At 44.9% G+C, this 21,162-nt stretch carries 21 protein-coding genes; 13 read left to right on the plus strand and 8 right to left on the minus strand.

Annotated elements, in window-relative coordinates:
• Positions 1 to 67: 67 nt before the first annotated feature.
• Positions 68 to 493: an HIT family protein gene (locus VJ374_RS03740; RefSeq protein WP_056059960.1), complete on the minus strand. Its 426-nt coding sequence runs from the start codon at positions 491 to 493 to the stop codon at positions 68 to 70.
• 130 nt (positions 494 to 623) lie between these two features.
• Between VJ374_RS03740 and VJ374_RS03745 the strand changes: the two genes are divergently transcribed.
• Complete coding sequence (locus tag VJ374_RS03745) at positions 624 to 1,676, plus strand: TcaA second domain-containing protein (RefSeq protein ID WP_035409406.1); 1,053 nt, start codon at positions 624 to 626, stop codon at positions 1,674 to 1,676.
• Positions 1,677 to 1,733: 57 nt separating this feature from the next.
• Here the strand turns inward: VJ374_RS03745 and VJ374_RS03750 are convergent, their stop codons facing one another.
• Together VJ374_RS03750 and VJ374_RS03755 are read right to left on the minus strand one after the other, a co-directional pair.
• Positions 1,734 to 1,985 (minus strand): GlsB/YeaQ/YmgE family stress response membrane protein, encoded by a 252-nt coding sequence (locus tag VJ374_RS03750; protein ID WP_023467348.1) that lies wholly within the window; start codon positions 1,983 to 1,985, stop codon positions 1,734 to 1,736.
• Between the two features lie 33 nt (positions 1,986 to 2,018).
• Positions 2,019 to 2,267: a GlsB/YeaQ/YmgE family stress response membrane protein gene (locus tag VJ374_RS03755; protein ID WP_035409405.1), complete on the minus strand. Its 249-nt coding sequence runs from the start codon at positions 2,265 to 2,267 to the stop codon at positions 2,019 to 2,021.
• Between the two features lie 316 nt (positions 2,268 to 2,583).
• Here VJ374_RS03755 and VJ374_RS03760 point away from each other — a divergent pair, with 316 nt between their 5' ends.
• Positions 2,584 to 3,318 (plus strand): ABC transporter ATP-binding protein, encoded by a 735-nt coding sequence (locus VJ374_RS03760; protein WP_035409404.1) that lies wholly within the window; start codon positions 2,584 to 2,586, stop codon positions 3,316 to 3,318.
• Positions 3,315 to 4,451, plus strand: a complete 1,137-nt coding sequence (locus VJ374_RS03765; protein WP_329470208.1) for an ABC transporter permease — start codon at positions 3,315 to 3,317, stop codon at positions 4,449 to 4,451. The genes VJ374_RS03760 and VJ374_RS03765 overlap by 4 nt, the downstream gene beginning before the upstream one ends.
• 62 nt (positions 4,452 to 4,513) lie before the next feature.
• Here the strand turns inward: VJ374_RS03765 and VJ374_RS03770 are convergent, their stop codons facing one another.
• Positions 4,514 to 5,812: an ammonium transporter gene (locus VJ374_RS03770; RefSeq protein WP_035409402.1), complete on the minus strand. Its 1,299-nt coding sequence runs from the start codon at positions 5,810 to 5,812 to the stop codon at positions 4,514 to 4,516.
• A gap of 117 nt (positions 5,813 to 5,929) precedes the next feature.
• Between VJ374_RS03770 and VJ374_RS03775 the strand changes: the two genes are divergently transcribed.
• The 7 genes from VJ374_RS03775 (at position 5,930) to mscL (ending at position 12,698) form a co-directional block, all read left to right on the plus strand.
• Positions 5,930 to 6,232, plus strand: coding sequence for a MerR family transcriptional regulator (locus tag VJ374_RS03775; RefSeq protein ID WP_035409401.1), 303 nt, complete (start codon positions 5,930 to 5,932; stop codon positions 6,230 to 6,232).
• A gap of 142 nt (positions 6,233 to 6,374) precedes the next feature.
• Positions 6,375 to 7,421, plus strand: coding sequence for a uroporphyrinogen decarboxylase (gene hemE / locus VJ374_RS03780; protein WP_035409400.1), 1,047 nt, complete (start codon positions 6,375 to 6,377; stop codon positions 7,419 to 7,421).
• Positions 7,418 to 8,350, plus strand: coding sequence for a ferrochelatase (gene hemH / locus VJ374_RS03785; protein WP_023467355.1), 933 nt, complete (start codon positions 7,418 to 7,420; stop codon positions 8,348 to 8,350). The genes hemE and hemH overlap by 4 nt, the downstream gene beginning before the upstream one ends.
• A complete protein-coding gene (gene hemG / locus VJ374_RS03790; protein ID WP_035409399.1) occupies positions 8,340 to 9,749 on the plus strand; it encodes a protoporphyrinogen oxidase in 1,410 nt (469 codons plus the stop codon). The genes hemH and hemG overlap by 11 nt, the downstream gene beginning before the upstream one ends.
• 135 nt (positions 9,750 to 9,884) lie before the next feature.
• Positions 9,885 to 11,336 (plus strand): cardiolipin synthase, encoded by a 1,452-nt coding sequence (gene cls / locus VJ374_RS03795; RefSeq protein WP_056059974.1) that lies wholly within the window; start codon positions 9,885 to 9,887, stop codon positions 11,334 to 11,336.
• A gap of 75 nt (positions 11,337 to 11,411) precedes the next feature.
• Positions 11,412 to 12,293, plus strand: coding sequence for a Cof-type HAD-IIB family hydrolase (locus VJ374_RS03800; protein WP_329470211.1), 882 nt, complete (start codon positions 11,412 to 11,414; stop codon positions 12,291 to 12,293).
• A 12-nt stretch (positions 12,294 to 12,305) separates the two neighbouring features.
• The gene (gene mscL, locus VJ374_RS03805; protein WP_035409394.1) at positions 12,306 to 12,698 is read left to right on the plus strand and encodes a large-conductance mechanosensitive channel protein MscL; all 393 of its coding nucleotides are present in this window, start codon (positions 12,306 to 12,308) and stop codon (positions 12,696 to 12,698) included.
• Positions 12,699 to 12,749: 51 nt separating this feature from the next.
• Here mscL and VJ374_RS03810 read toward each other — a convergent pair whose 3' ends face one another.
• Positions 12,750 to 14,912: an ATP-dependent helicase gene (locus VJ374_RS03810; RefSeq protein ID WP_329470213.1), complete on the minus strand. Its 2,163-nt coding sequence runs from the start codon at positions 14,910 to 14,912 to the stop codon at positions 12,750 to 12,752.
• 268 nt (positions 14,913 to 15,180) lie between these two features.
• Between VJ374_RS03810 and VJ374_RS03815 the strand changes: the two genes are divergently transcribed.
• On the plus strand, positions 15,181 to 15,657 hold the full coding sequence (locus VJ374_RS03815; protein WP_290782421.1) for a GNAT family N-acetyltransferase: 477 nt from the start codon (positions 15,181 to 15,183) through the stop codon (positions 15,655 to 15,657).
• 49 nt (positions 15,658 to 15,706) lie between these two features.
• On the opposite strand, the gene VJ374_RS03820 is transcribed toward VJ374_RS03815, so the two are convergent.
• From VJ374_RS03820 to VJ374_RS03830, 3 genes are all read right to left on the minus strand, one after another.
• The gene (locus tag VJ374_RS03820) at positions 15,707 to 17,173 is read right to left on the minus strand and encodes a glycoside hydrolase family 32 protein (protein WP_056059984.1); all 1,467 of its coding nucleotides are present in this window, start codon (positions 17,171 to 17,173) and stop codon (positions 15,707 to 15,709) included.
• 86 nt (positions 17,174 to 17,259) lie between these two features.
• Positions 17,260 to 18,843 (minus strand): diguanylate cyclase domain-containing protein, encoded by a 1,584-nt coding sequence (locus tag VJ374_RS03825; RefSeq protein WP_035409390.1) that lies wholly within the window; start codon positions 18,841 to 18,843, stop codon positions 17,260 to 17,262.
• Between the two features lie 26 nt (positions 18,844 to 18,869).
• On the minus strand, positions 18,870 to 19,340 hold the full coding sequence (locus tag VJ374_RS03830; protein WP_052019076.1) for a GNAT family N-acetyltransferase: 471 nt from the start codon (positions 19,338 to 19,340) through the stop codon (positions 18,870 to 18,872).
• 152 nt (positions 19,341 to 19,492) lie between these two features.
• On the opposite strand from VJ374_RS03830, the gene VJ374_RS03835 reads away from it, so the two are divergent.
• Together VJ374_RS03835 and VJ374_RS03840 are read left to right on the plus strand one after the other, a co-directional pair.
• Complete coding sequence (locus VJ374_RS03835) at positions 19,493 to 20,410, plus strand: ABC transporter ATP-binding protein (protein ID WP_329470218.1); 918 nt, start codon at positions 19,493 to 19,495, stop codon at positions 20,408 to 20,410.
• Positions 20,388 to 21,131, plus strand: a complete 744-nt coding sequence (locus VJ374_RS03840; RefSeq protein WP_035409387.1) for an ABC transporter permease — start codon at positions 20,388 to 20,390, stop codon at positions 21,129 to 21,131. The genes VJ374_RS03835 and VJ374_RS03840 overlap by 23 nt, the downstream gene beginning before the upstream one ends.
• The last annotated feature ends 31 nt before the right edge of the window (positions 21,132 to 21,162 follow it).

Consider the following 21,162-nt stretch of genomic DNA (forward strand, 5'->3'; position numbering starts at 1 on the left):
CCGAAAATTGAGTGAAAGAAACCTATTTCGGCAATATTTTTCTAAGAAGAGAAGAAAAAGAGCGGACTTAGATATGCGAAGCGATTGAATTTGCGAGTTCAGCCAATTCTTCTGCCGTGTAGTCGTCGTTATGGACTTCCCACTTCGCGCCGAATCCGTCTTGTTTATCGTGACGAGGAATGAGATGTAAATGGAAGTGTGAGACTGATTGACCAGCTACTTTTCCTGTATTGGATAGAAGGTTCATACCAGCTGCATTTGTCTCTTGTTGAAGCGCACGGCTGATTTGCGGAATCGTCGCAAACACGTCCTGTGCCTGTTCAGGCGAGAGATCATACATATTATCGGCATGCTGTTTTGGGATAACGAGCGTATGTCCTTTCGTCACTTGTGACAAGTCGAGGAAGGCGAGAACGGTTTCGTTCTCAAATACGATATGACCAGGGACTTCTTTGCGAGCGATTTTACAGAAGATACATGATTCTTTTTGCATGGAACAGTCACTCCTTTGGGTAAGATAATATTAGTATACGGAAAGTTTCCGCCTTCCGCACGATTGACAGTCAACTTGAACCCGATACACTTAAGACCATACAGCTAATGGAGAAAAAGGAGCGAAGTGCATGGCATCACGAATAGCCTCAACGGCACAGAAAAAACGAAAACGACGTTTACTCATTGGTAGCGCCTTCATCGCCTGTCTGTTTTTGTTAGTTGCCTTTTGGTTTGGGCGCAACATGCAAGAGGCGGCAAAAATGGAGAAAACGGACGAGCGGCTTGCTACTCTATTGAAGGAAAAGGATCAGCGTGGATTCCAACAACTAGTCACGATGAACGATAAACCATTACCGATGAGTGAGGCGACACGACTCATTACTTGGTTGACGACTGAATCAGAACGAACAGATCGGGTCATCAAACAAGTCAAACAGGATCAAGACTCTGGTAAACAAGTAAAGGCACATCTATTTACGTTACAAAAAGAGGATGGATGGCTTTGGTATGACCGGTATTCTCTCAATCTGAATCCACAACGATTGATCGTTTCAAGTGATGTCCCTAAAACAGAAGTATCATTAGACGGGGAAGTCATTGGAACGATGGATGGAACATCACTAGAAATCAAGCGTTCTCCAGGAGAATATGATGTCCAGGTGAGTGCCGACCAATCAGGACAGACCGTTCAGGACTCAAAAACCGTTCAACTCGGTGATGAACCAAACACGGCAGTTGATTTTAAATTAGCTGATCAGTTCAATACGACTGTATCAAACGAATATGCAGTCGATATTAAAACATTACTTGAGACGGAAGTGAAAGCGCGGACTGGAAAAAGTATCGATACGATGACCAGCTATCTCGGGAAATCGCGCGATGCATTCGAGAACGCGTTCGGAACGCCTGATTCGACAGTTGCGAATCGAGCACGGTACGATGGATATGAAGTGACCTATCAGTCGGGACAGGTGGAGGAGTTATTAATCCGATTGAATAAAACTCCGGATGAATTGGAAGCTGTCGCTGGAAAACCAGAACGAAAGAAGCGAGAGCGCGTCGGTACGGTTTGGGAATATCCATCTAGCTTTCTCGAAGGCGTGTTCGAATGGTTGAATTTACGAGTGGAAAAACGTGTCGTCGAGCGAGAAGATGGCATGTGGTTACAATTAAAAGATTAAAGTATAAAAAACTAACGCATAAAAAATCCTCGGACATCATGTCCGAGGATTTTTTGTTTATCGTTTATTCACCGCACGGAGAATGAACGATACAATGAGGATGAGAATGATAGCTCCGAGTAAAGCAGGTACGATTGCGAATCCAGCAACCATTGGACCCCAATTTCCGAATAATGCTTGACCGATCAATGCACCAACGAAACCAGCGATGATGTTACCAATGATACCGCCTGGTACGTCTTTACCTAAAATTAGACTTGCTAACCATCCAATAATACCACCAACGATTAATGCCCATAAGAATCCCATTTCAAAACACTCCTTTTCGATTAAAATATATGATTACTTGCGTACTGCCCGGAGAATAAGTGAGACGATGAAGATCAAAATGACTGCCCCGAGAATAGCCGGAATGACTGCAAATCCGCCAATTTCTGGTCCCATTGAACCAAAGATAGCTTGACCAATCATCGAACCGATGAAACCAGCGATGATGTTACCGATGATGCCGCCCGGTACATCTTTTCCAATGATTAAACTTGCGATCCAACCGATGAGACCACCAACGATTAATGCCCATAAGAATCCCATTTTTAAACAACTCCTCTACATATTAGTTTTACCTGTTTTCAGGCAGTTATAAACACGTGTGAAAGTGAAAAAATTGAAATCATTCATTCATTGAAAGGACTAGAAGATTAGACCACTTGATAAAGATTAAATGAACGATTCATCGTTTTCACTTTCGATTTGCATGTAAATCGTTTTCATATATTGATGTAACGATTACACTTAGAGTAATTGCCGAAAAAACAAGTATTAAAACATTATATTTTAAAAAATGAGGCACGAAGCTAGAAAGTCTAAGAAGATCTACCTTACGATGAGCTTAAAGGGAGTGGCAAACATGTTATTAGAGATCAAGGGTTTATCAGGAGGATACGGATCTAAAACAGTCCTTCATGATATCAATATTGAAGTGGATCAAGGGGAACTCGTTGGTTTAATCGGTTTAAATGGTGCGGGGAAATCAACGACGATTAAACACATCCTCGGTCTATTACCGGTCAAAACGGGATCTGTACGAATCAATAGATTGGATTTAGCGACGAACGAAACCGAGTATCGTCGTCAAGTCGCGTATATTCCGGAACAGCCGATGTTATATGAACAACTAACGTTACGGGAGCACCTTCGCCTCATGGCACAAGGATATGATGTCGAAGAAGCAGTAGCGATAGAACGAGCAAATCATTATGCTGAACGTCTTCGGATGACGAAACAATTAGAGTGGTTTCCAAGTGTCTTCTCAAAAGGGATGAAACAAAAAGCAATGATCTTGTGCGCCCTTGTCACGGGGAGTGAATTGTTGATCGTTGATGAACCATTCGTTGGACTTGATCCACTGGCAATCCGAGAGTTGCTTCAGATTTTCAGTGAACTCAAGCAGGACGGTAAAGGAATTTTAATGTCAACGCATATCCTGGAGACAGCCGAGCGCCACTGCAACCGATTCGTTCTCTTACATGAAGGACATATTGCGGCGGAAGGGACAACGGCTGCTTTACGAGCTCGCTATGGACTACAAGATGGAACGCTGGATGATCTGTACGTTGCTGCGATCGAGGAGGCAGAACGATGAATAGCCAGTCCTTATGGAAGGAACGGTATCAGGCGGCGATGACGGAAACAGTGAAATATACACGATATATGGCGAATGGTGGACTATTATTCACCGTCTACTTTGTTATTTTATACGCATTAGTCGTCTACGGTCGTTTCCTCGACCAACTCGATCCATCATTTCCAGGTCGATTCGTCATGGCAGCCTTATTTCTGATTCTGCCGCTCTACCGGACAAGTCGAACGTTTCTTGTCGAGGCGGATCAAGTGTTTCTATTACCCGTGTTAGCGAAGTTATCCAGTTTCATGCAGCAGGTGCGCGCATATAATGCGATTTTTGGTATCATTCGTGCCGTGATTCCGTTTCTAGCAGTCGTTGTTCTCTATGTTCGGACAGAACAGACGACACCGTTTGAACTTGTCTTAATGGGCGTAGCTCTTGCCCTATTCGGAGCGGCAGCGAATTTGTCGAAACTTGAAGGCATCGCACATCGAACAGTGTTATTGTATGCATTTGGAGCAGCACTACTCGTCATCATCGATATGGCGTGGATGTCGATCGTCGTTGCCTTGCTGTTAATGATCGTCCTTCATCTGAAGCGTCAGGATCATCTCCCGTTACGTGAATGGATTGCGCTCGAACGAGAATCACGTGATCGTTTTTATCGACTAGCCAACTGGTTCGTCGATGTTCCACATCTATCGGCAACGTATAAACACCGTCGTCTCTTAAGTAACATGGTCGAGCGGTTTCCGTACCAAGCCCAGACGACATTTGATTATTTGTATGTCAAACAGTTCATCCGGAGTGGGGACGGCATCGGATTGATTGTTCGTTTAACACTGATCGGGGCTGTGTTCATGTGGTTGGCGAGCGGTAACGTTTGGTTCGTTGCACTTGCGATTCCTGCATTTGGTGGATTAACGAGTTTTCAATTGGCGCCGTTTACGAAAGCAGTCGATCAGCATCTGTTGACTCGCTTATTGCCATTTGGGAATGCCGTACATGCTAAACAGAAAATCATCCGCTTCGCAGCAATCAGTCAATGTATCATTTTGACGTTACTTGGATTCTTCTTAAGCGGATCCATCTATGTCGTGGGTGGGGCAGCTTTGGCACTTATGATTGGTGAATACTACGCCCGAAAGTAATAAACACGAAAGAGCCTACGTGATGAATATTCATCGCGTAGGCTCTTATTCGTTATGAACCATTAATTGACACGTTCGTTTGATAGATCTTCTTCTTCAACCATATGCAATTCCTTGCTGACAGGAGCAGGAAGATCGTAAGAAGCTTGACCATGTTCCGCGACGTCAAGACCACGGAGTTCATCTTCGCGTGTGATTCGAAGTCCGATCGTAAGGTCGAGGACTTTTAAGAAAGCATAACTTAAGACGCTGACGATGACGATAGCAAAGACGACACCAAGAGCTTGAACACCGAGTTGCGTGAAGCCACCTCCATAGAAGAGTCCTGCTTGTCCGATACCTGTGATTTCAACGAGTCGAGGTGAAGCGAAGAATCCAGTTGCGAGTGTACCCCAGATACCAGCGACGCCATGAACGGAGAAGGCACAAAGTGGATCATCCACGCGACTTGCGAGAAGAATGCTCGTTCCATACGTGATCACACCAGCAAGGAAACCAATGACGACGGCTGCCCATGGTTCCACAAAGGCACAGGCTGCTGTGATGGCGACGAGTGCAGCTAATACGCCGTTGATGATCGAAGGAATATCTGCGACGCGACGGTGCCAGAATGAGATGGCAAGAGCGCCGAGGGCACCTGCTGCAGTCGCGAGTAACGTCGTCAAAGCAACGTAACTAAAGAATCCGTCGGCAATCGTTAATGTCGAACCAGCGTTGAAGCCGAACCAACATAACCAGAGGATGAAGGCACCGACGACAGAATAAATGACATTGTGTCCAAGCAACGGTGTTTTTTCAGCACCGATTCGTTTCTTAAGCAGTAAAGCAGCAACAAGTGCAGCAATCCCACCTTGTAAGTGGACGACCGTTGACCCGGCGAAATCTTGCATTCCGAGCGAACCAAGGAATCCACCTGCCCAAACGGAACGAGCAATGATCGGATAGATGATAGCAACGAAAAACGTTCCGAACAACAAGTAAACGGATAATTTAGCACGTTCTGCGAATCCGCCCCAAGCGATTGCGAGAGAGACGGCGACAAACGAGAGTTGGAAGAGGAACTTTACATCAATCGTGATGTTCGACCAATCAAGGCTGCTGAATCCTCCATGTAAGAAGAATCCTTCTGTTCCGATAATGGAGTTACCATCACCGAACGTCAATCCGAATCCGATAGCCCAAAAGGCGAGAGCGGCAACTGAGAAGCTGATAATTTGTTTAACAGCGACGTGCCCCGCGTTCTTTGCCCGTAACATCCCTGTTTCCAGAAGTAAGAATCCGATTTGCATCGTAAAGACGAGCAGTGCTGCGAATAAGACATAAAACGTATCGACTGAAATTGCGAGTTGTTCCAGTTTCATTGTCGTTCCTCCTTTATCCATTTAAAGTATGTGTTTACTTTAGACGGAAATACTTTCAAAGAAACGTGTTGTGTCAGAAAATCTGACATGGTATTTTTGTGGAAAGGAGTGACGAAGATGAAGTATCGCGAAAAAAAGGTGATGTCGATCGGAATCGTCTGTGAATTGACCGGCTTGTCAGAACGTCAGATTCGTTACTATGAAGAACGGAAATTAATCTTTCCAGAACGGACAAATGGAAAGACGCGAAAATATTCGTTTACGGATGTCGAGCGACTCGTCGAAGTCGCGGAAAAAATCGAGGATGGTTGGCGCACGCACGAAATTCGAGAAAAAGAACGTAAGGTAACGGAACAGCAACGTTCTGACTTAATTCGTGGTCAGTTAAACGCTGCATTCGGTCTTTACAAGAAACAGTGAACATTTCATGAACTGGTAACAGAACTGTCATTTTGTAAACGATTTATTGGCACAGACTTCTTAATTTCAGATATAATGTTTCTGTGTTCACAAACTTATCGTACGTTTTTTGGGGCGTTAGAACGAGTATAAAGGGGTAGTTATGATGAAGAAATTCAATGATACGTTTTTGCGGGCGATCCGTGGCGAGCAGATTGATCACGTTCCCGTCTGGTACATGCGACAAGCAGGTCGTTATCAAGCGGAATATCGTGAAATCAAGAAGACACGGACGCTTTTCGAGATCACACATGACTCGGAGCTAGGCGCATATGTGACAGAACTACCTGTAAAACAACTAGGGGTCGATGCAGCGATTCTATATAAAGATATCATGACGCCACTTCCGTCGATGGGCGTTGATGTTGAAATCAAGAGTGGCATCGGTCCAGTCATTGCGAATCCGATTCGCACGATGGCAGATGTCGAAGCACTGCAACCGTTCAACCGTGAAGATATTCCGTACATTTATGAAACAATTCGTTTATTACGGGAACGACTTGAAGTGCCGTTAATTGGTTTTTCCGGGGCGCCATTTACACTTGCGAGCTATATGATTGAAGGTGGACCTTCAAAGGGATACCATAAAACGAAAGCATTGATGTATGGACAACCTGAAGTATGGCATGCCTTAATGGAGAAACTAGGTGACATGGTCATCGATTACATCAAATCACAAGTAGATGCAGGGATTCAAGCGTTCCAAATCTTTGATTCATGGGTCGGAACGACAAGCCGGAAAGATTATGTCCGTTACATCAAACCGACGATGGAACGCATTTTCACGGAACTAAAAGATACAGGCGTGCCGATGATCATGTTCGGTGTAGGGGCGAGTCATTTGGCAGAAGAGTGGCATAGCTTACCGTTAGACGTCGTTGGACTCGATTGGCGCTTATCGATCGATGAAGCACGTGAACGTGGGCTGACGAAACCCGTCCAAGGGAACCTCGATCCGTCTTATCTGTTAGCACCATGGGATATCCTTGAAGCGAAAGCGAAGGAGATTCTCGACATGGGAATGAAACAACCAGGGTTCATCTTTAACCTCGGTCACGGCATCTTCCCGGAAGTTGATCCAGAAGTATTGAAACGTTTGACTGCATTTATCCATGATTATTCGAAAGAAAAAATGGAGGTAGAAAAATGAAGACGTTAGGATTACTTGTCATGGCGTATGGTACGCCGTATAAACCTGAAGATATCGAGCGGTATTATACGCATATCCGCCGCGGACGCAAACCGTCTCCAGAAGCATTGGCAGAGTTGACGGAACGCTACGAAGCCATTGGTGGAGTCTCACCACTCGCACAAGTCACGATTGACCAGGCAGAAGAGCTGCACCGTCAATTGTCTGAGAAATATGCCGGTGAAATCGAGTTTAAGCTTTATCTTGGTCTAAAGCACATCGAGCCATTCGTTGAGGATGCTGTCGAGCAAATGGCAAAAGACGGCATCACAGAAGCGGTCACAGTCGTTTTAGCACCGCACTATTCGACGTTCAGTATTCGTTCATATAATGGTCGTGCGAAGGAAGTCGCAGATCAGCACGGTATTCGTCTCGCATCCGTTGAATCGTGGTACAAAGAAGAAGCATTTCTCGATTGGTGGGGGAAAGAAATCCGTAAGACGTTCGACGCTTTACCAGTTCCTGAAGAAAAAGCCGTTCTCGTCGTTTCAGCGCACAGTCTGCCTGAGAAAATCATCGCAAACGGCGATCCGTACCCAGAGCAATTGAAAGAAACTGCCGAATTGATCGCACAACGTGCCGGTGTACCGCATATGATCACAGGTTGGCAATCAGCTGGACAAACACCTGAGCCATGGCTCGGCCCTGATGTTCAGGATCTGACACGTGATGTTTACGAAGAAAAAGGATACGAAGCGTTCGTTTACGTGCCAGTCGGCTTCGTTGCGGACCATCTAGAAGTATTATTCGATAATGACTATGAGTGTAAAGTCGTCTGCGACGAACTCGGAATCCATTATGCGCGACCTGTCATGCCAAACGCGGATCCTGCTTTCATGAAAGCTGTCACGGAAGCCGTCGCGAAACAGGTGGGTAGTTATGTCCAGTAAACGTCTCGTCATCGTGGGCGGTGGTATATCAGGACTTGCGGCCGCCTATTATGCAGAGAAACAGTTTCCGGAAATGAACATCACGTTACTTGAGGCAGAAGGTCGTCTCGGTGGTAAGGTGGCAACATATCGGGACGAAGGATTGACGATCGAGCGGGGACCAGATTCGTATGTAGCACGAAAACACGTACTGACGGATCTCATCGAAGAGATTGGATTAGGGGAGCAACTCGTTCGTAATAACACGTCGCAAGCCTATATATTGGATGCGCGAGGTCTCCACCCGATTCCAAAAGGTGCCGTCATGGGTATCCCGACGGATTTAGAGTTATTTGCAGAGACTTCTTTGTTGACGGAAGAAGAAAAAGCAGAAGTGTCAGAACGATTGCTTCACCCGGCTCCTGATTTGACGATTCCAGAAACAGATATCCCGCTAGGAGAGTATTTGCGTCCGCGTCTTGGAGATGCGCTCGTCGAGAAGCTGATCGAACCGCTTCTTTCAGGCATTTATGCTGGTGATATCGATCGGATGAGTACGTTTGCGACCTACCCGCAATTTGTTGCAAATGAACAAAAGGCAGGAAGTTTGTTTGAAGGAATGCGTCTCATGCGTCCGCTTGACCAACAACAAGGTCCGACGCTCAAAGCGACAGGTCAATTTTTATCGCTCGCTACTGGACTCGAGTCTCTCGTCGAGCGGCTAGAAGAGGTGCTTGAACGGACAGAAATTCGTCTTGAGACACCACTTCGCTCGATTAAACGGGAAGAAGATGGACGGTATCGTCTCGAAACGGATCATGGTCCAGAGTATGCCGATGATATTTTGTTAACGATTCCGCATCGCCAAGTCGTGTCCCTGTTACCAGAAGCGACGCTGCCTGGGCTTGCGAACCTCTCGACACACTCGACGGCGACAGTCACGTTGATTTTCGATAAGGAAACAGCGTTGCCGATCGATGGAACAGGTTTCATCGTCAACCGTCAGGCACCGTATTCGATTACAGCGTGTACGGCGATTGATCAAAAGTGGAATCATGCAGCACCGAATCATACCGTGCTTCGTGCCTTCATCGGTCGTCCCGGAAAAGATGCACTCGTTCGTGAATCAGACGAAATGATTGAACGGGTCGTCTTAGAAGATCTTGAAGCCATCTGTGGTCGTCCGTTGCAACCGGAACGTGTCGTCATCAGTCGTCTATTAGACGGCTTACCGGCCTACACGGTAGGGCATGCACAGCGGATTCAAGAAGTGCGAGAAACCATCGCTTCGCACTATCCACACATTCATTTAGCCGGACTTGCTTATGATGGTGTTGGATTGCCAGACTGTGTAGCAGGTGTCAAAGCGACACTTGAACAAATGGCGTTACAACAACCGGAACCATGTCAAGAATCATGAAAGACCTAAACCTTTTTGAAGCCATTCGTGCTTTAAAAAGGTTTTTTTGTCTTCAAAAGAATGACGCGGAAGGAAACGGGAATAGGAGACAAGGGACCAAAATCGAACAATACCGTTGAAACGGGAGGGAATCGTATGGTGGAAGTATGGAGTACGTTCACGATCATCATCGTCTACGGATTGCTCATCATGAATATCTTGGCGGTCCTAACGGTTATTTTTCTCGAACGGCGCGATATTGGTGCGACGTGGGCATGGGTGTTCATCTTGTATTTCGTTCCGCTCGTTGGGTTTCTCGTCTATCTGTTTTTCGGAAGATTGTTGAAAAAATCGAATTTTTATCGTATTACGGAAGAAGAACAACTAGAACACGATAGACGGATTGCCTTACAGAAAAAAGAACTCGTGACGATGGGGCGGCACCCGATGATTCAAAAGCACCGGGATATGATTCGGATGAATCTGATGTCGAACGGTTCGTTACTCAGTCTCTCGAATCAACTGCAGATTCTTTCGGATGGAGAACAGAAATTCAATCGGATGATTCAAGATATCCGCCAGGCAGAGCATGAAGTGAATATTCAATACTACATTATTCAGAAAGATCGCCTTGGGCTAGCGTTGATCGATACATTAACCGAATGTGCCCGTCGTGGAATCAAAGTCCGTCTATTATATGATGCTGTCGGATCACGTAGTCTCAAACGGACGGATTTCAAAGATTTACTGGTACACGGGGGAGAAGTGTTCGCTTTTTTCCCGTCGACGATTGGTTTCGTTAATTTTCGCTTAAATAACCGCAATCACCGTAAATCCTGTATCATTGACGGTCGAATCGGCTACATTGGTGGATTTAACGTCGGTACGGAATATCTAGGTATCGATGAAAAGTTCGGCTACTGGCGGGATACGCATTTTCGCTTGAAAGGTGATGTCGTTCACGATCAGCTCGACCGTTTTATTCTTGACTGGAATCAAGCGAGTGACGTCTATACAGAAAAATCATTGTTCTACTACGGGACACACAGGGTTCAGAGTATATTACCGATGCAAATCGTCACGTCGGGTCCGGATTCCCGTTCAGAATATCTGAAGCTTGCTTTGATCAAGATGATCAATGAGGCAAAGCGGACGATTTACATTCAATCGCCTTATTTCATTCCAGACACGAGTTATTTAGATGCATGTAAGGCAGCTCTTCTGTCTGGAGTGGAGGTGCGCATCATGATTCCGAATAAGCCGGACCATCCATTCGTTTATTGGGCGACGACAGCTGCTGTAGGAGAGTTGTTGTCGTACGGAGCTAAAGTCTACACGTATGAACCTGGATTTTTACATGCGAAGACGATTGTTGTTGATGGAGAGATTGCTTCAGTCGGGACGACGAATATCGATGCACGAAGTTTCCGTTTAAATTTCGAAATGAATACAATCGTCTATGATCAGGAAGTAGCAATTGAACTAGAACGGCTCTTCTTAGCCGATTGTGATGTATCAAAGCTCATGACGGTCGAGTCGTATGTTGCGCGTTCAAGAATGATCAAATTCAAGGAAAGTATTTCGCGTTTGTTGTCACCGATTTTGTAAACCGTGTTTACGACCAGTCAAAATGTGAAAAATGGTATAGTGGTATGGAAATAGAAAAAGAGGAGAGTGAAGACGATGGCAAATCCAATTAAATTACTCGTATCAGACATGGATGGTACCGTTCTTTCGGGCAAACAACGAATAGAATCGGAGACGATTCAGGCAATTGAAGCAGCACGCGAACAAGGTGTCGAGTTTGCAATTGCAACAGGACGTAATTACTTAAATGCTAAAGAATTGACGGATGCCGCAGGAATTCATTGTCCGATCATTGCTTCAAACGGGGCACGTGTGATGACCGTCGATGGAGAAGAGTTGAGTGCGACGACTCTGACGACAGAACAAGCACAGCAAATTTACGGCATCATTAGCCAGTACGAAGTCTTCTTCGAGATGTTCTGTGATCAAGGACTCGTGACAGCGCAAGGAGCGACGATTGATGCAGCCTACGATTCGTTAAAAGAATTAAGTGAAGAAAGTGATCGGGCAAAACAAGTGCTTGATTTCTTCCACGATCGCTATTATGTCCACGAAGACGTCAAGATGATTGATGGATTCCGGTCATACATTCGTAATCAAGCGGGAAAAGTATTCAAGTTCATTTCGTTCTCATTTGATCAAGAATTGATGAAAACAATCTGGCAGGAAATCGAGCAGAAAGTCGAGGGTGTCTATGTCACGTCGTCAGGACACGATAACATCGAAGTCATGGCAGTCGGTGCCGATAAAGGAACGGCAGTTAAAATCCTCGCGGACCACCTTGGTGTGCCGATCGAACAAGTCGCTGTCATCGGTGATAATCTGAACGATCTTCCCATGTTTAAGGTTGCTGGAAAGGCGATCGCGATGGGGAATGGTCATGATGAAGCAAAAGCGATTGCGCATCATGTGACGAAAACAAACGATGAGCACGGCGTCGGATATGCGATTCAGCAATTGGCGTCCCGTGCTTGGTAAGGGGGACGTTTCATGTTTAAGGCATTTAAGGAGTTTGCTTTTCGAGGCAATGTGATCGATTTAGCGGTCGGAGTCATTCTCGGTGCTGCGTTCAGCGGGATTATCAAATCACTCGTCGACAGCGTCTTCATGCCGTTGATCGGTATCATCATCGGTGGTATTGATGTCAAAGGATTATCAATCATGGTCGGAAATGCAAAATTACAGTACGGTCAGTTCCTTCAGGCGAGTATCGAATTCTTATTGATTGCCTTTGCTTTGTTCATCTTCGTCAAAGGAATCACTTCGTTCCGGAAGAAGGAAGAAGTCGTCGAAGAAGAAGCGGTACCAACGACAGAAGAAAAGCTATTGACAGAAATCAGAGATGCCTTGATTCGTCAAAATGAGTCATCACCTAAAAACTGATATATACCAAAAGCCTGTCTCACATATTTATGTGAAACAGGCTTTTTTGGCTCATAAAATTTCGAGTAATGCATTTTCGGAGCAGACTTGTAACGAAAGCTGTTTTTTCATTCCTTGATCAAATGAAATTTCTAGCACGTCATCAACCAGGTGCAAGACGGTTCCGGGACCAAATGCTGTATGCGATACACGCATGTTCTCAGTGATCGGAAGTGGAGGAACTTTAGCTCGCGCTGCAATGGCAGGACGTTGGCGTTCTATTTTTCGTTTTGCGGAATCCGGTGTAACAAGACGATGAACGTCTTCGACGAATGGTGAGACATCGAACGATTTCGATTTAAAACGATAAGACAGGAGATGCAGTTCGTGTCGTGCCCGTGTCATCCCGACGTAAAACAAGCGTGCTGCTTCTTCCATATCATCGAGTTGTCCATTCTTGTACGCCTTGATCGTGTCAGCCGATGGAAGAATACCAGCAACGAGATCAATCATAAAGACGCGATCAAATTCAAGCCCCTTTGCACTGTGAAAGGTCGAAAGGGTGACCGCATTTTGATTTTTGTTTTGTTTCGCATCACGCATCAACTGTTCGAGATGCGCGATCCGCTCACGAAAGGCGAGTAACGTCGGTACATCACTTGCGATGTTATCGATCGTATTTAATGTCTCAAGCAGGTGATCGAGACTAAAACCGAGACTCTCACTCATTTTCCGCAAATTCTTTTCGTAGCCTAGTTCATGACGAATCAATGAGAGGGCAGCAGACGGTCGAACGGTCTGAATGGAAGCGAATGTGCGCTTCATTTGTTGAAGTTGTTTCTTTTGATAAAACTTCATCTCGATTTTGTTTATGAGTAGATCAAATACAGATTCACCCGAACCAAACTGTTGCAATTGAGCCAGTTGAGCTTTTGAGATATATCCGGCGAACTTCGTATGGATGGTTGCTAGAATCTCGATATCTGTTGGATCTTGTGCGAATGTCATGAAATTTAAAATATCCTTCAAAATCCAATGACTGAAGAATTTATGATCAACATCCTTAATGTAAAAAGGAATGTTTGCTTGATCTAACGCATTCATGACGTTGATCGAAGAAGCATTGTTGCGATATAAGATGGCGACTTCGCGGTAATTCGTTTCCGTCCGTAACTGATTCAATAAATAACGAGTCTGATCTTCATAAGTCGGTAGCGTCTCTAAGATAATTGGACGAACCGCAGCATTCTCCGTGAACATCTGTTTCGGATAACGTGCTTTATTACGTTGGATGAACTGATTGGCGACTGAGACGATGTCCTTTGATGAGCGATAATTTTGTTCCATGTAAAGAATCGTCGCATTCGGATACGTATCCTTGAAGTGGAGAATCTTGGATGCATCTGCGCCACGCCAACTGTAAAGCGTCTGGTCATCGTCCGCGACGACACAAAGGCGATTGTGGGGTAAGGCTAACTTTTCAACCAGTTGATGCTGAACGAGTGATGTATCTTGACTCTCATCTGTCAGAATATAATCGAAGCGACGTTGGTAATGTTGCAATAGACGACGGTCTTGTTCCAAAATCGTATTAGCATACGTCAACATATCATCGAAATCAAGTAACGGATGTAGAGGATCACGAGACTTGAATTGTTCATATGCGACGTAGATGTCAGGAAAGTGTTTGATCGTCGTCGGTACTGCCTTGATTTCTTTTAAAGAAAGAAGGCGATTTTTGACAAAGGAAATCATCCGTAACAACTCATCCATTTGATCATCGGTAATGACACTTCGATTAATTTCCTGGAAAATACGGCGCAGTAACATCCGTTTATGTGGCGCATTCGGATGTTGTTGATCCATCGGTCCTTCAATGATCGTATAGGAGAGGCGTTGTTGAGACGTATGGTCCCGGACGACTTGAAAAGCAAAACTGTGGATTGTCGAAAAAGCCGCTGTTGTTCCGATTAGTTCATGGAATAAATAATAAAATCGATCCGCCATCTCGCGAGCTGCCGCTTTACTGAAGGTTAGTCCAAGAATACGATGTGGTTCAATTTTTTTTTGTAAAATCAAATAGGCAATCTTAAAATTAAGGGTCGTTGTTTTTCCAGAGCCGGGTGAGGCGAGTAACAGCAACGGACCATGGTCATGTTCAATTGCCTGTTGTTGGACAGGATTCAATTGAATGCCGGTCAATCGCTCCATCTGTTCGAAAAAATCTTCATGCATGATACAGTTCACCTCGAGCGTTTAATTTCGTGTCCATTAAATCGAACTCTCCCTAGTGTAGCATTTTTAATGATCGGATTGGATTACTGAAAGACGAACCGTGGAATAAAGAGACAAAAGACTATTGGAAGCAATGTAAGAGGAGTGCCTTTAAAAGACTAGGCAAATGGACTCAAAAATATTAAAATGGGAATAGATGTAAGAGAGTACTCTCTTGTCCTGTACAAAGAGGGAAGGCGGAATGAGAATGTCTGTAGTGAAATTACACATGTATACAAATGAACATTATGAACAATGTGAGGCGTTCATTCTTCCGGAAGAACAAGTTCAGTTTACTTCTTTTCCAACGGATGTCGTTACGGATGCGGTTGCACATCCCGATAAGTTTCCGGTTGTTATTAAAAAAGACGAGCTCGTCGTCGGATTTTTTATTCTCCATCTCAATCCCCCTAAAACACACCGGACGGATGAACAAAGTGTCCTGTTACGTGCCTTTTCGATTGATGAACGGCATCAACATCAAGGATACGCGAAGGAAGCGATGATGCAGTTACCGGAGTTCGTTCATCATCATTTCCCGGAAGTCACATCGATTACACTTGCGGTCAATAAAAAGAATATCGCTGCAAAATCACTGTATTTCAAGACGGGATATGTCGATACGTTACAATCGGTCATGGGTCCAATCGGAGAGCAACATATTCTCGCCTTCGATTTAGAAAAGGAATCACGATTGAAGCAGTGAAGTAAAAAAGCATTTTCCTGATTATGTTCAGGAAAATGCTTTTTGTTATTTAAGATAAATCATAAATAGAGAGGTGGGCAGTCGCCTCACCAGAGAATCCGATACCTCGACTCGTTGCTTTTGGGAAAATACGTCCGCTTGCGACGGCTTCTCCATCATTGAGGAAAAGTTCGAACGAGGACCGGTCCACAAACAAACGTAATGTCTGCAAGTCTTTCGAAAGGACAGTCGATCGTGATGTACCAAATGATTCAGCAGGAACGTCCACACCCGAACGACTCCGGTCAATCGTAAATTGACGCGAAACGACATCATATTTAAATAGGGTTTCTTCTGTAGCGTCTTGACGAATTGAGAAGCGGAACGAATCCGACGACAGCTTCAAGTCTGTCATCACGAGTTCGAAAATCTCAGCTTCCGCAACCGTCACATCTTGCTCGAAAAGAATCGTTTCGTCAAATAAGGTTTCTTTTCGTAGCTGTGTCAGTTCATGGACAGGTCGTTGACGAAGTTGTCCCTGTTCGATCGTTAATTCACGTGGCAATGTCAAAGCATGTGCCCAGTTATAAATGTCAGAAGGATAACTAATGTCCGGTAAACCCATCCAACCAACAAGAATCCGTCGACCATCTGCCGCCTCAGTTGTTTGTGGCGCATAGAAGTCGAATCCGAAATCGAGTTCTTGGAAAGGTTCATGTGTGAATGTTAAGTTGGGTAAAGCTAACAGTTCCCCGATGAAGTAACCGGACTGGAAAATATTTTGATAGTTCGTACCATCTGGCTCAATCCCTTGAGGACTAAAGAGAAAGACGCCTTTTCCATTAAGCTCGAAATAATCAGGACATTCCCACATATAACCGAATGTCGGGTAGTTCGTCCGTAACTCACCGACAAACGTCCAGTGCTCTGCATCTTGAGACTGATAAATGACAGTACAACCTGTCAAGTCAGTGCGCTGTGCTCCAAGTATGCAGTACCAGATGCCCGATGCATCTTGAAAGACTTTCGGATCACGAAAATGTTCTGTATAGCCTTCAGGAACGGTTGGAATAGCAGGTGGTAAGTGTTTTTCAATCCGTCCATCCGAACGAAGGTGCCCAACGATTTGACTCGTATGGCGATTCCACTCTGCGTCCCGTTTGTTACCGGTGTACATGATGTGCACTTGATCATCTTTGATGAAGCCACTACCGGAATAAGCGCCGTGCGAATCAGGATCGTCATTTGGAATCAAGGCGGCCCCTTCATCGAACCAATGTACGAGGTCTTTTGATGTCATGTGATACCAGTACTTTAGACCATGAACAGGACCGAGTGGGAACCATTGATAAAATAAATGATAAAGACCGTCGTGGTAGACGAAGCCGTTCGGATCATTCAAAAGTCCGGTTGGAGGTTGGATATGGTAAGAAAATCGCCAAGGAGATGTTCTTACTTCTTCCTTCATCGCTTGGTATACGGTCGGATCGACATCCGAGAGGGGACGATATCGTGCTTCACGTGTCCATTGATTCATGCTGACAGCTCCTTGTTGAAAATTTATACGCTTCTCGTTCACCTTACGGAGGAGAACCGCGCTTGTCAATCCTCCGTTCCAAAAGGTCAATGAACGGACATACATCCTTTACCATCTTGCTTCGAACGATAGAGCGCTAAATCCGCATGGTGCATGACTTGCTCGAGCGATTCACCTGCTATCTGTTCAGCGAGTCCGATGCTCATTCCGATATGGACGGTCTGTTCTTCTAAATGATAAGGCATCGAGACATGGGCAATCCATTGTTCACCTAAGTGTTGTGCTTCTACTACAGACTGATGTGTTAAGACGATGATGAACTCATCGCCACCAAGACGAGCGACGAAGCCACCAGGTGGAAGTAACTGTTCGAGACGTTGACCGACCTCGATCAGGAGGAGATCACCAAGTGCGTGCCCATATGTGTCGTTAACTGCTTTAAAACCGTCTAAATCGAGACAAAGGTAGATGGAATGCGTTCCTATAGGTAATTGTTCGATGTATTGAGCAAGACCGTTTCGATTCGCAAGACCCGTGAGACTGTCACGTTGCGATAATCGTTCAAACGTCAGTTTTTCTTTTTCGGTATGCAGCAATCGACGAATCAGTTGCTGTAGGGCATCTGTCAATGTCTCGATTTCTCGGATTCCACGATGGTTCGGAAGTGATTTTGAAGGATCACCTTGCATTTGTTGTGCGGCATGCGTGATTTTTAAGAGTGGTCGAGTCAGCAGTTTCGCTAACATCCACCCAAGCAGAGCTGTAATGAGAGAGGCAATTAACCCAGCGATAAAAATCGTTTGGCGTAAAGCGTCGGCATCAGCGAAGGCAATCGATGTCGGTTGACGCACAAGAACCGTCCAACCTAGTCCATCATAGTCTTTGTAACCACGGCTCGTACTTTGGCCAGAGACGAATTCTTTCTCTTTCCAAAAAGCGGTCGCAGGAGCATTCGAAGTGAGCGTTACACTAGTAGGCAATGTCTTACCACTCCATCCGTTTGGTCCAAGCAAAATCGTCTTTCGATCTTGACTAACGATGAAGACATCGACTTTTTGGAGAGAAGAGGTAGCGCTCTGGAAACTTTGTTCAATCGCTTTAGCCCATTCGAAACTGAGATGTGTCGCGAGGACGCCGGAAAATCGTCCCTTATCATATAAAGGTGTACTTATATCGACAAATTGGAGTGGCTCACCACTTGGATTCGGCAATAATTTTGCGAGTAGGACGGCTTCATGAACATCACCGATGAATGGTTGCGATAATGCTTCTTGAAAAACAGGTCGTTCTTTGATCGATGTTCCTTCAAGAATCTGGTTCGTTGACGCAATGACTTTACCGTTCGCATCTAAACGACCAATCCAAGAAAAGTCGGGAATCTGTCGTTGTAACTCTTCTAGTGTCCGACGTGTTTCTACTTTTTGATCTGTTTGTTGAATCGTTGATAAAGAGCCGAGCAACTTCACTTCTGCATAGCGTGACCACATGTAATGATCGAGCTTGTCGGATAGTTGATGAGCAGTCGTTGACAGATTCATTCCGACTTCCGATTGGAGTCGGCTTGTCGCGTGTTGACTGATGAAGAAGGTCAACAACAGCGTCATGCTTAAAAATAATAGGGAAATCAATCCCGCTAACAGGATGTCAAAGCGAAGTGAGGGTCTGGACATTGTGTGATACTCCATTCATACGTTTCTCATTTGTTTTTGTTTGACTCATATACATAGACGTCTACTTGCTGTTTACGGTTCGAGATGCTCGTTCGTACATAGCGGAATCCATGTTTTTCCCAAAACCGTCGGGCTTTTACGTTATCAGGTAATACGGCGAGATGAATCTGTGACTCTCGACTTAAGAATTGATTGAAAAAGGCGGACAGTAACCGACTACCCGTTCCGGTGCCATGATGAGAAGCATCAAGTAAAAATAAACCAATCCACGTTGTACCGTCTTGCGGATGCTTTGGGAGGTAGTCAATCAGTAAGACAGGTTCTCCATCGATATACCCGATCAGCGATACAGTATCGGGATTCAAGAATTCCTCCTGTAAGATCGAATCAGAGAGTGGTAGCGCCCGTTCTTCTAGGCATGCATACTCTGGAACGCTTGCGTACAGTGATTGAACGATCGGAAAATGTTCACGTGTCATTTCTTCAAAAAGAATCATCTGAAGACTCCATTCCTTATTTAGTCTCAAATTTCTGCGTTAGCGGATTTTTATTTGGAATCAGATTACATATTTGTAAGAAAAGAAACTTTCGCAGGGAATTCACGTACACTATATAGCATAGACAAAATATGAATGAGGAGGAAGAGCAGATGTTAAAGATTGAAAATATCTCAAAGCGTCTCGGAAAAGAGCAAATTCTAAAAGACGTCAGTTTTGAGGTATCCCCAGGAGAAGTGTTCGGCTTCCTCGGACCAAATGGGGCAGGGAAGACGACAACGATTCGTATCATCACGGGTCTGCTTGAGCAGGATGCTGGGCGAGTCACGGTCAATGGCTATGATGTCGTAGAAGAGCGTTCGAAGGCATTGACGCAAATCGGAGCAATCGTTGAAAATCCAGCTTTTTATCCTTATTTAACAGGCAAACAAAACTTGATACATGCAAAAAACCTGATTCCAGGACTCGGACAAGTCGACTTTGACGCACTTGCTCGTCTCGTTGGTTTAGAAGGAAAGCTTTCGAAGAAAGTTGGAGAGTATTCACTCGGAATGAAGCAACGTCTTGGAATTGCTCGCGCGTTGTTACATAATCCGCGCGTCTTGATTTTAGATGAACCGACAAATGGTCTAGATCCGTCCGGGATCGCAGAACTTCGTGAGTATTTACGACAAATGGCGCGTGAGCAGGATATCGCAATTTTGATCTCAAGTCATATGCTGAGTGAAATGGAACAAATCAGTGATCGATATGCCATCATTGATCAAGGTGTCATCAAGTCGGTCGAATCGGTTCGTAACGAAACTGGAGCAAAGGTGGCACTTCGCGTCAATAAGGAAGCGATGACTGACGTACTTGAAGCCCTTCGCATCGCGAACTATCCATCAGAAGTACTTGATGAACAAATCATCATCACAGCACCAGAAAGTGAGTGTCCGGCGATTGCCCGACTTGTCGTGCCGATTGCTGACTTACATGAATTGACCGTCAAACGCTTGACGCTCGAAGAACAATTCCTGCAAGTAACGAAAAAAGAGGGGGATTCACATGCTTTCGCTCATACAAAATGAATGGATGAAATGGTGGACGACTAAAAAAGCGAAAATCGTCTTAGCGCTATATGTCGTCATTGCGGTTGGTATTATCATTGTGGCGAAGACAAATGATTTTGAGTTCACACGCTATGATTACTATTCCTTAACATTTGTGTTGTTGACCTCCTTATTAGGGATCATCACGATCGTCTTCACGGCAGAAGCTATCGGGAATGAAGTACGGTATGATACGATGAAACATCTATTAATGAGTCCATATTCACGAATGACGATTTATTTCTCGAAGCTGATCTTCTCGATCTTGATCATGTTATTCCAATTCGTGTTCATTGCTGCGATCGTCTACGCAGGCTCATTTGTGTTTTCAGAGGTAGGAGATCCGATCCTGTTCCGCGACACGATCGTTGAGGTCGTCAGTCCGATTTTTACGATATTTATGACGTTGTTCTTCTCATTATTATTCCGCTCGGTCGGTATGATCATTGGCTTTACCGTATTAGCGCAGTTCTTTACAAGCATTGCGGGAAGTCTATTGATCGGCTTTAAACCAGCGATTGCCAAATGGATCGTATTCATGCACTTGGACTGGTCGATGTATTTCAAGGATTCTGTTTCCTATGGTATCAGTGAAGCAATGGGAACATCTTTAACATTCTCCGTCTTGTTCGTAATGGCGCATATCATCGTCTTATTAGGCGCGTCAATTCTTGTTTTCCAAAGAAAATCCTACACGTAAAGAAAAGAGTTGCTCACGGACGAATTTGTCT

The organism is Exiguobacterium sp. 9-2 (assembly GCF_036287235.1).
Taxonomy (GTDB): domain Bacteria; phylum Bacillota; class Bacilli; order Exiguobacteriales; family Exiguobacteriaceae; genus Exiguobacterium_A.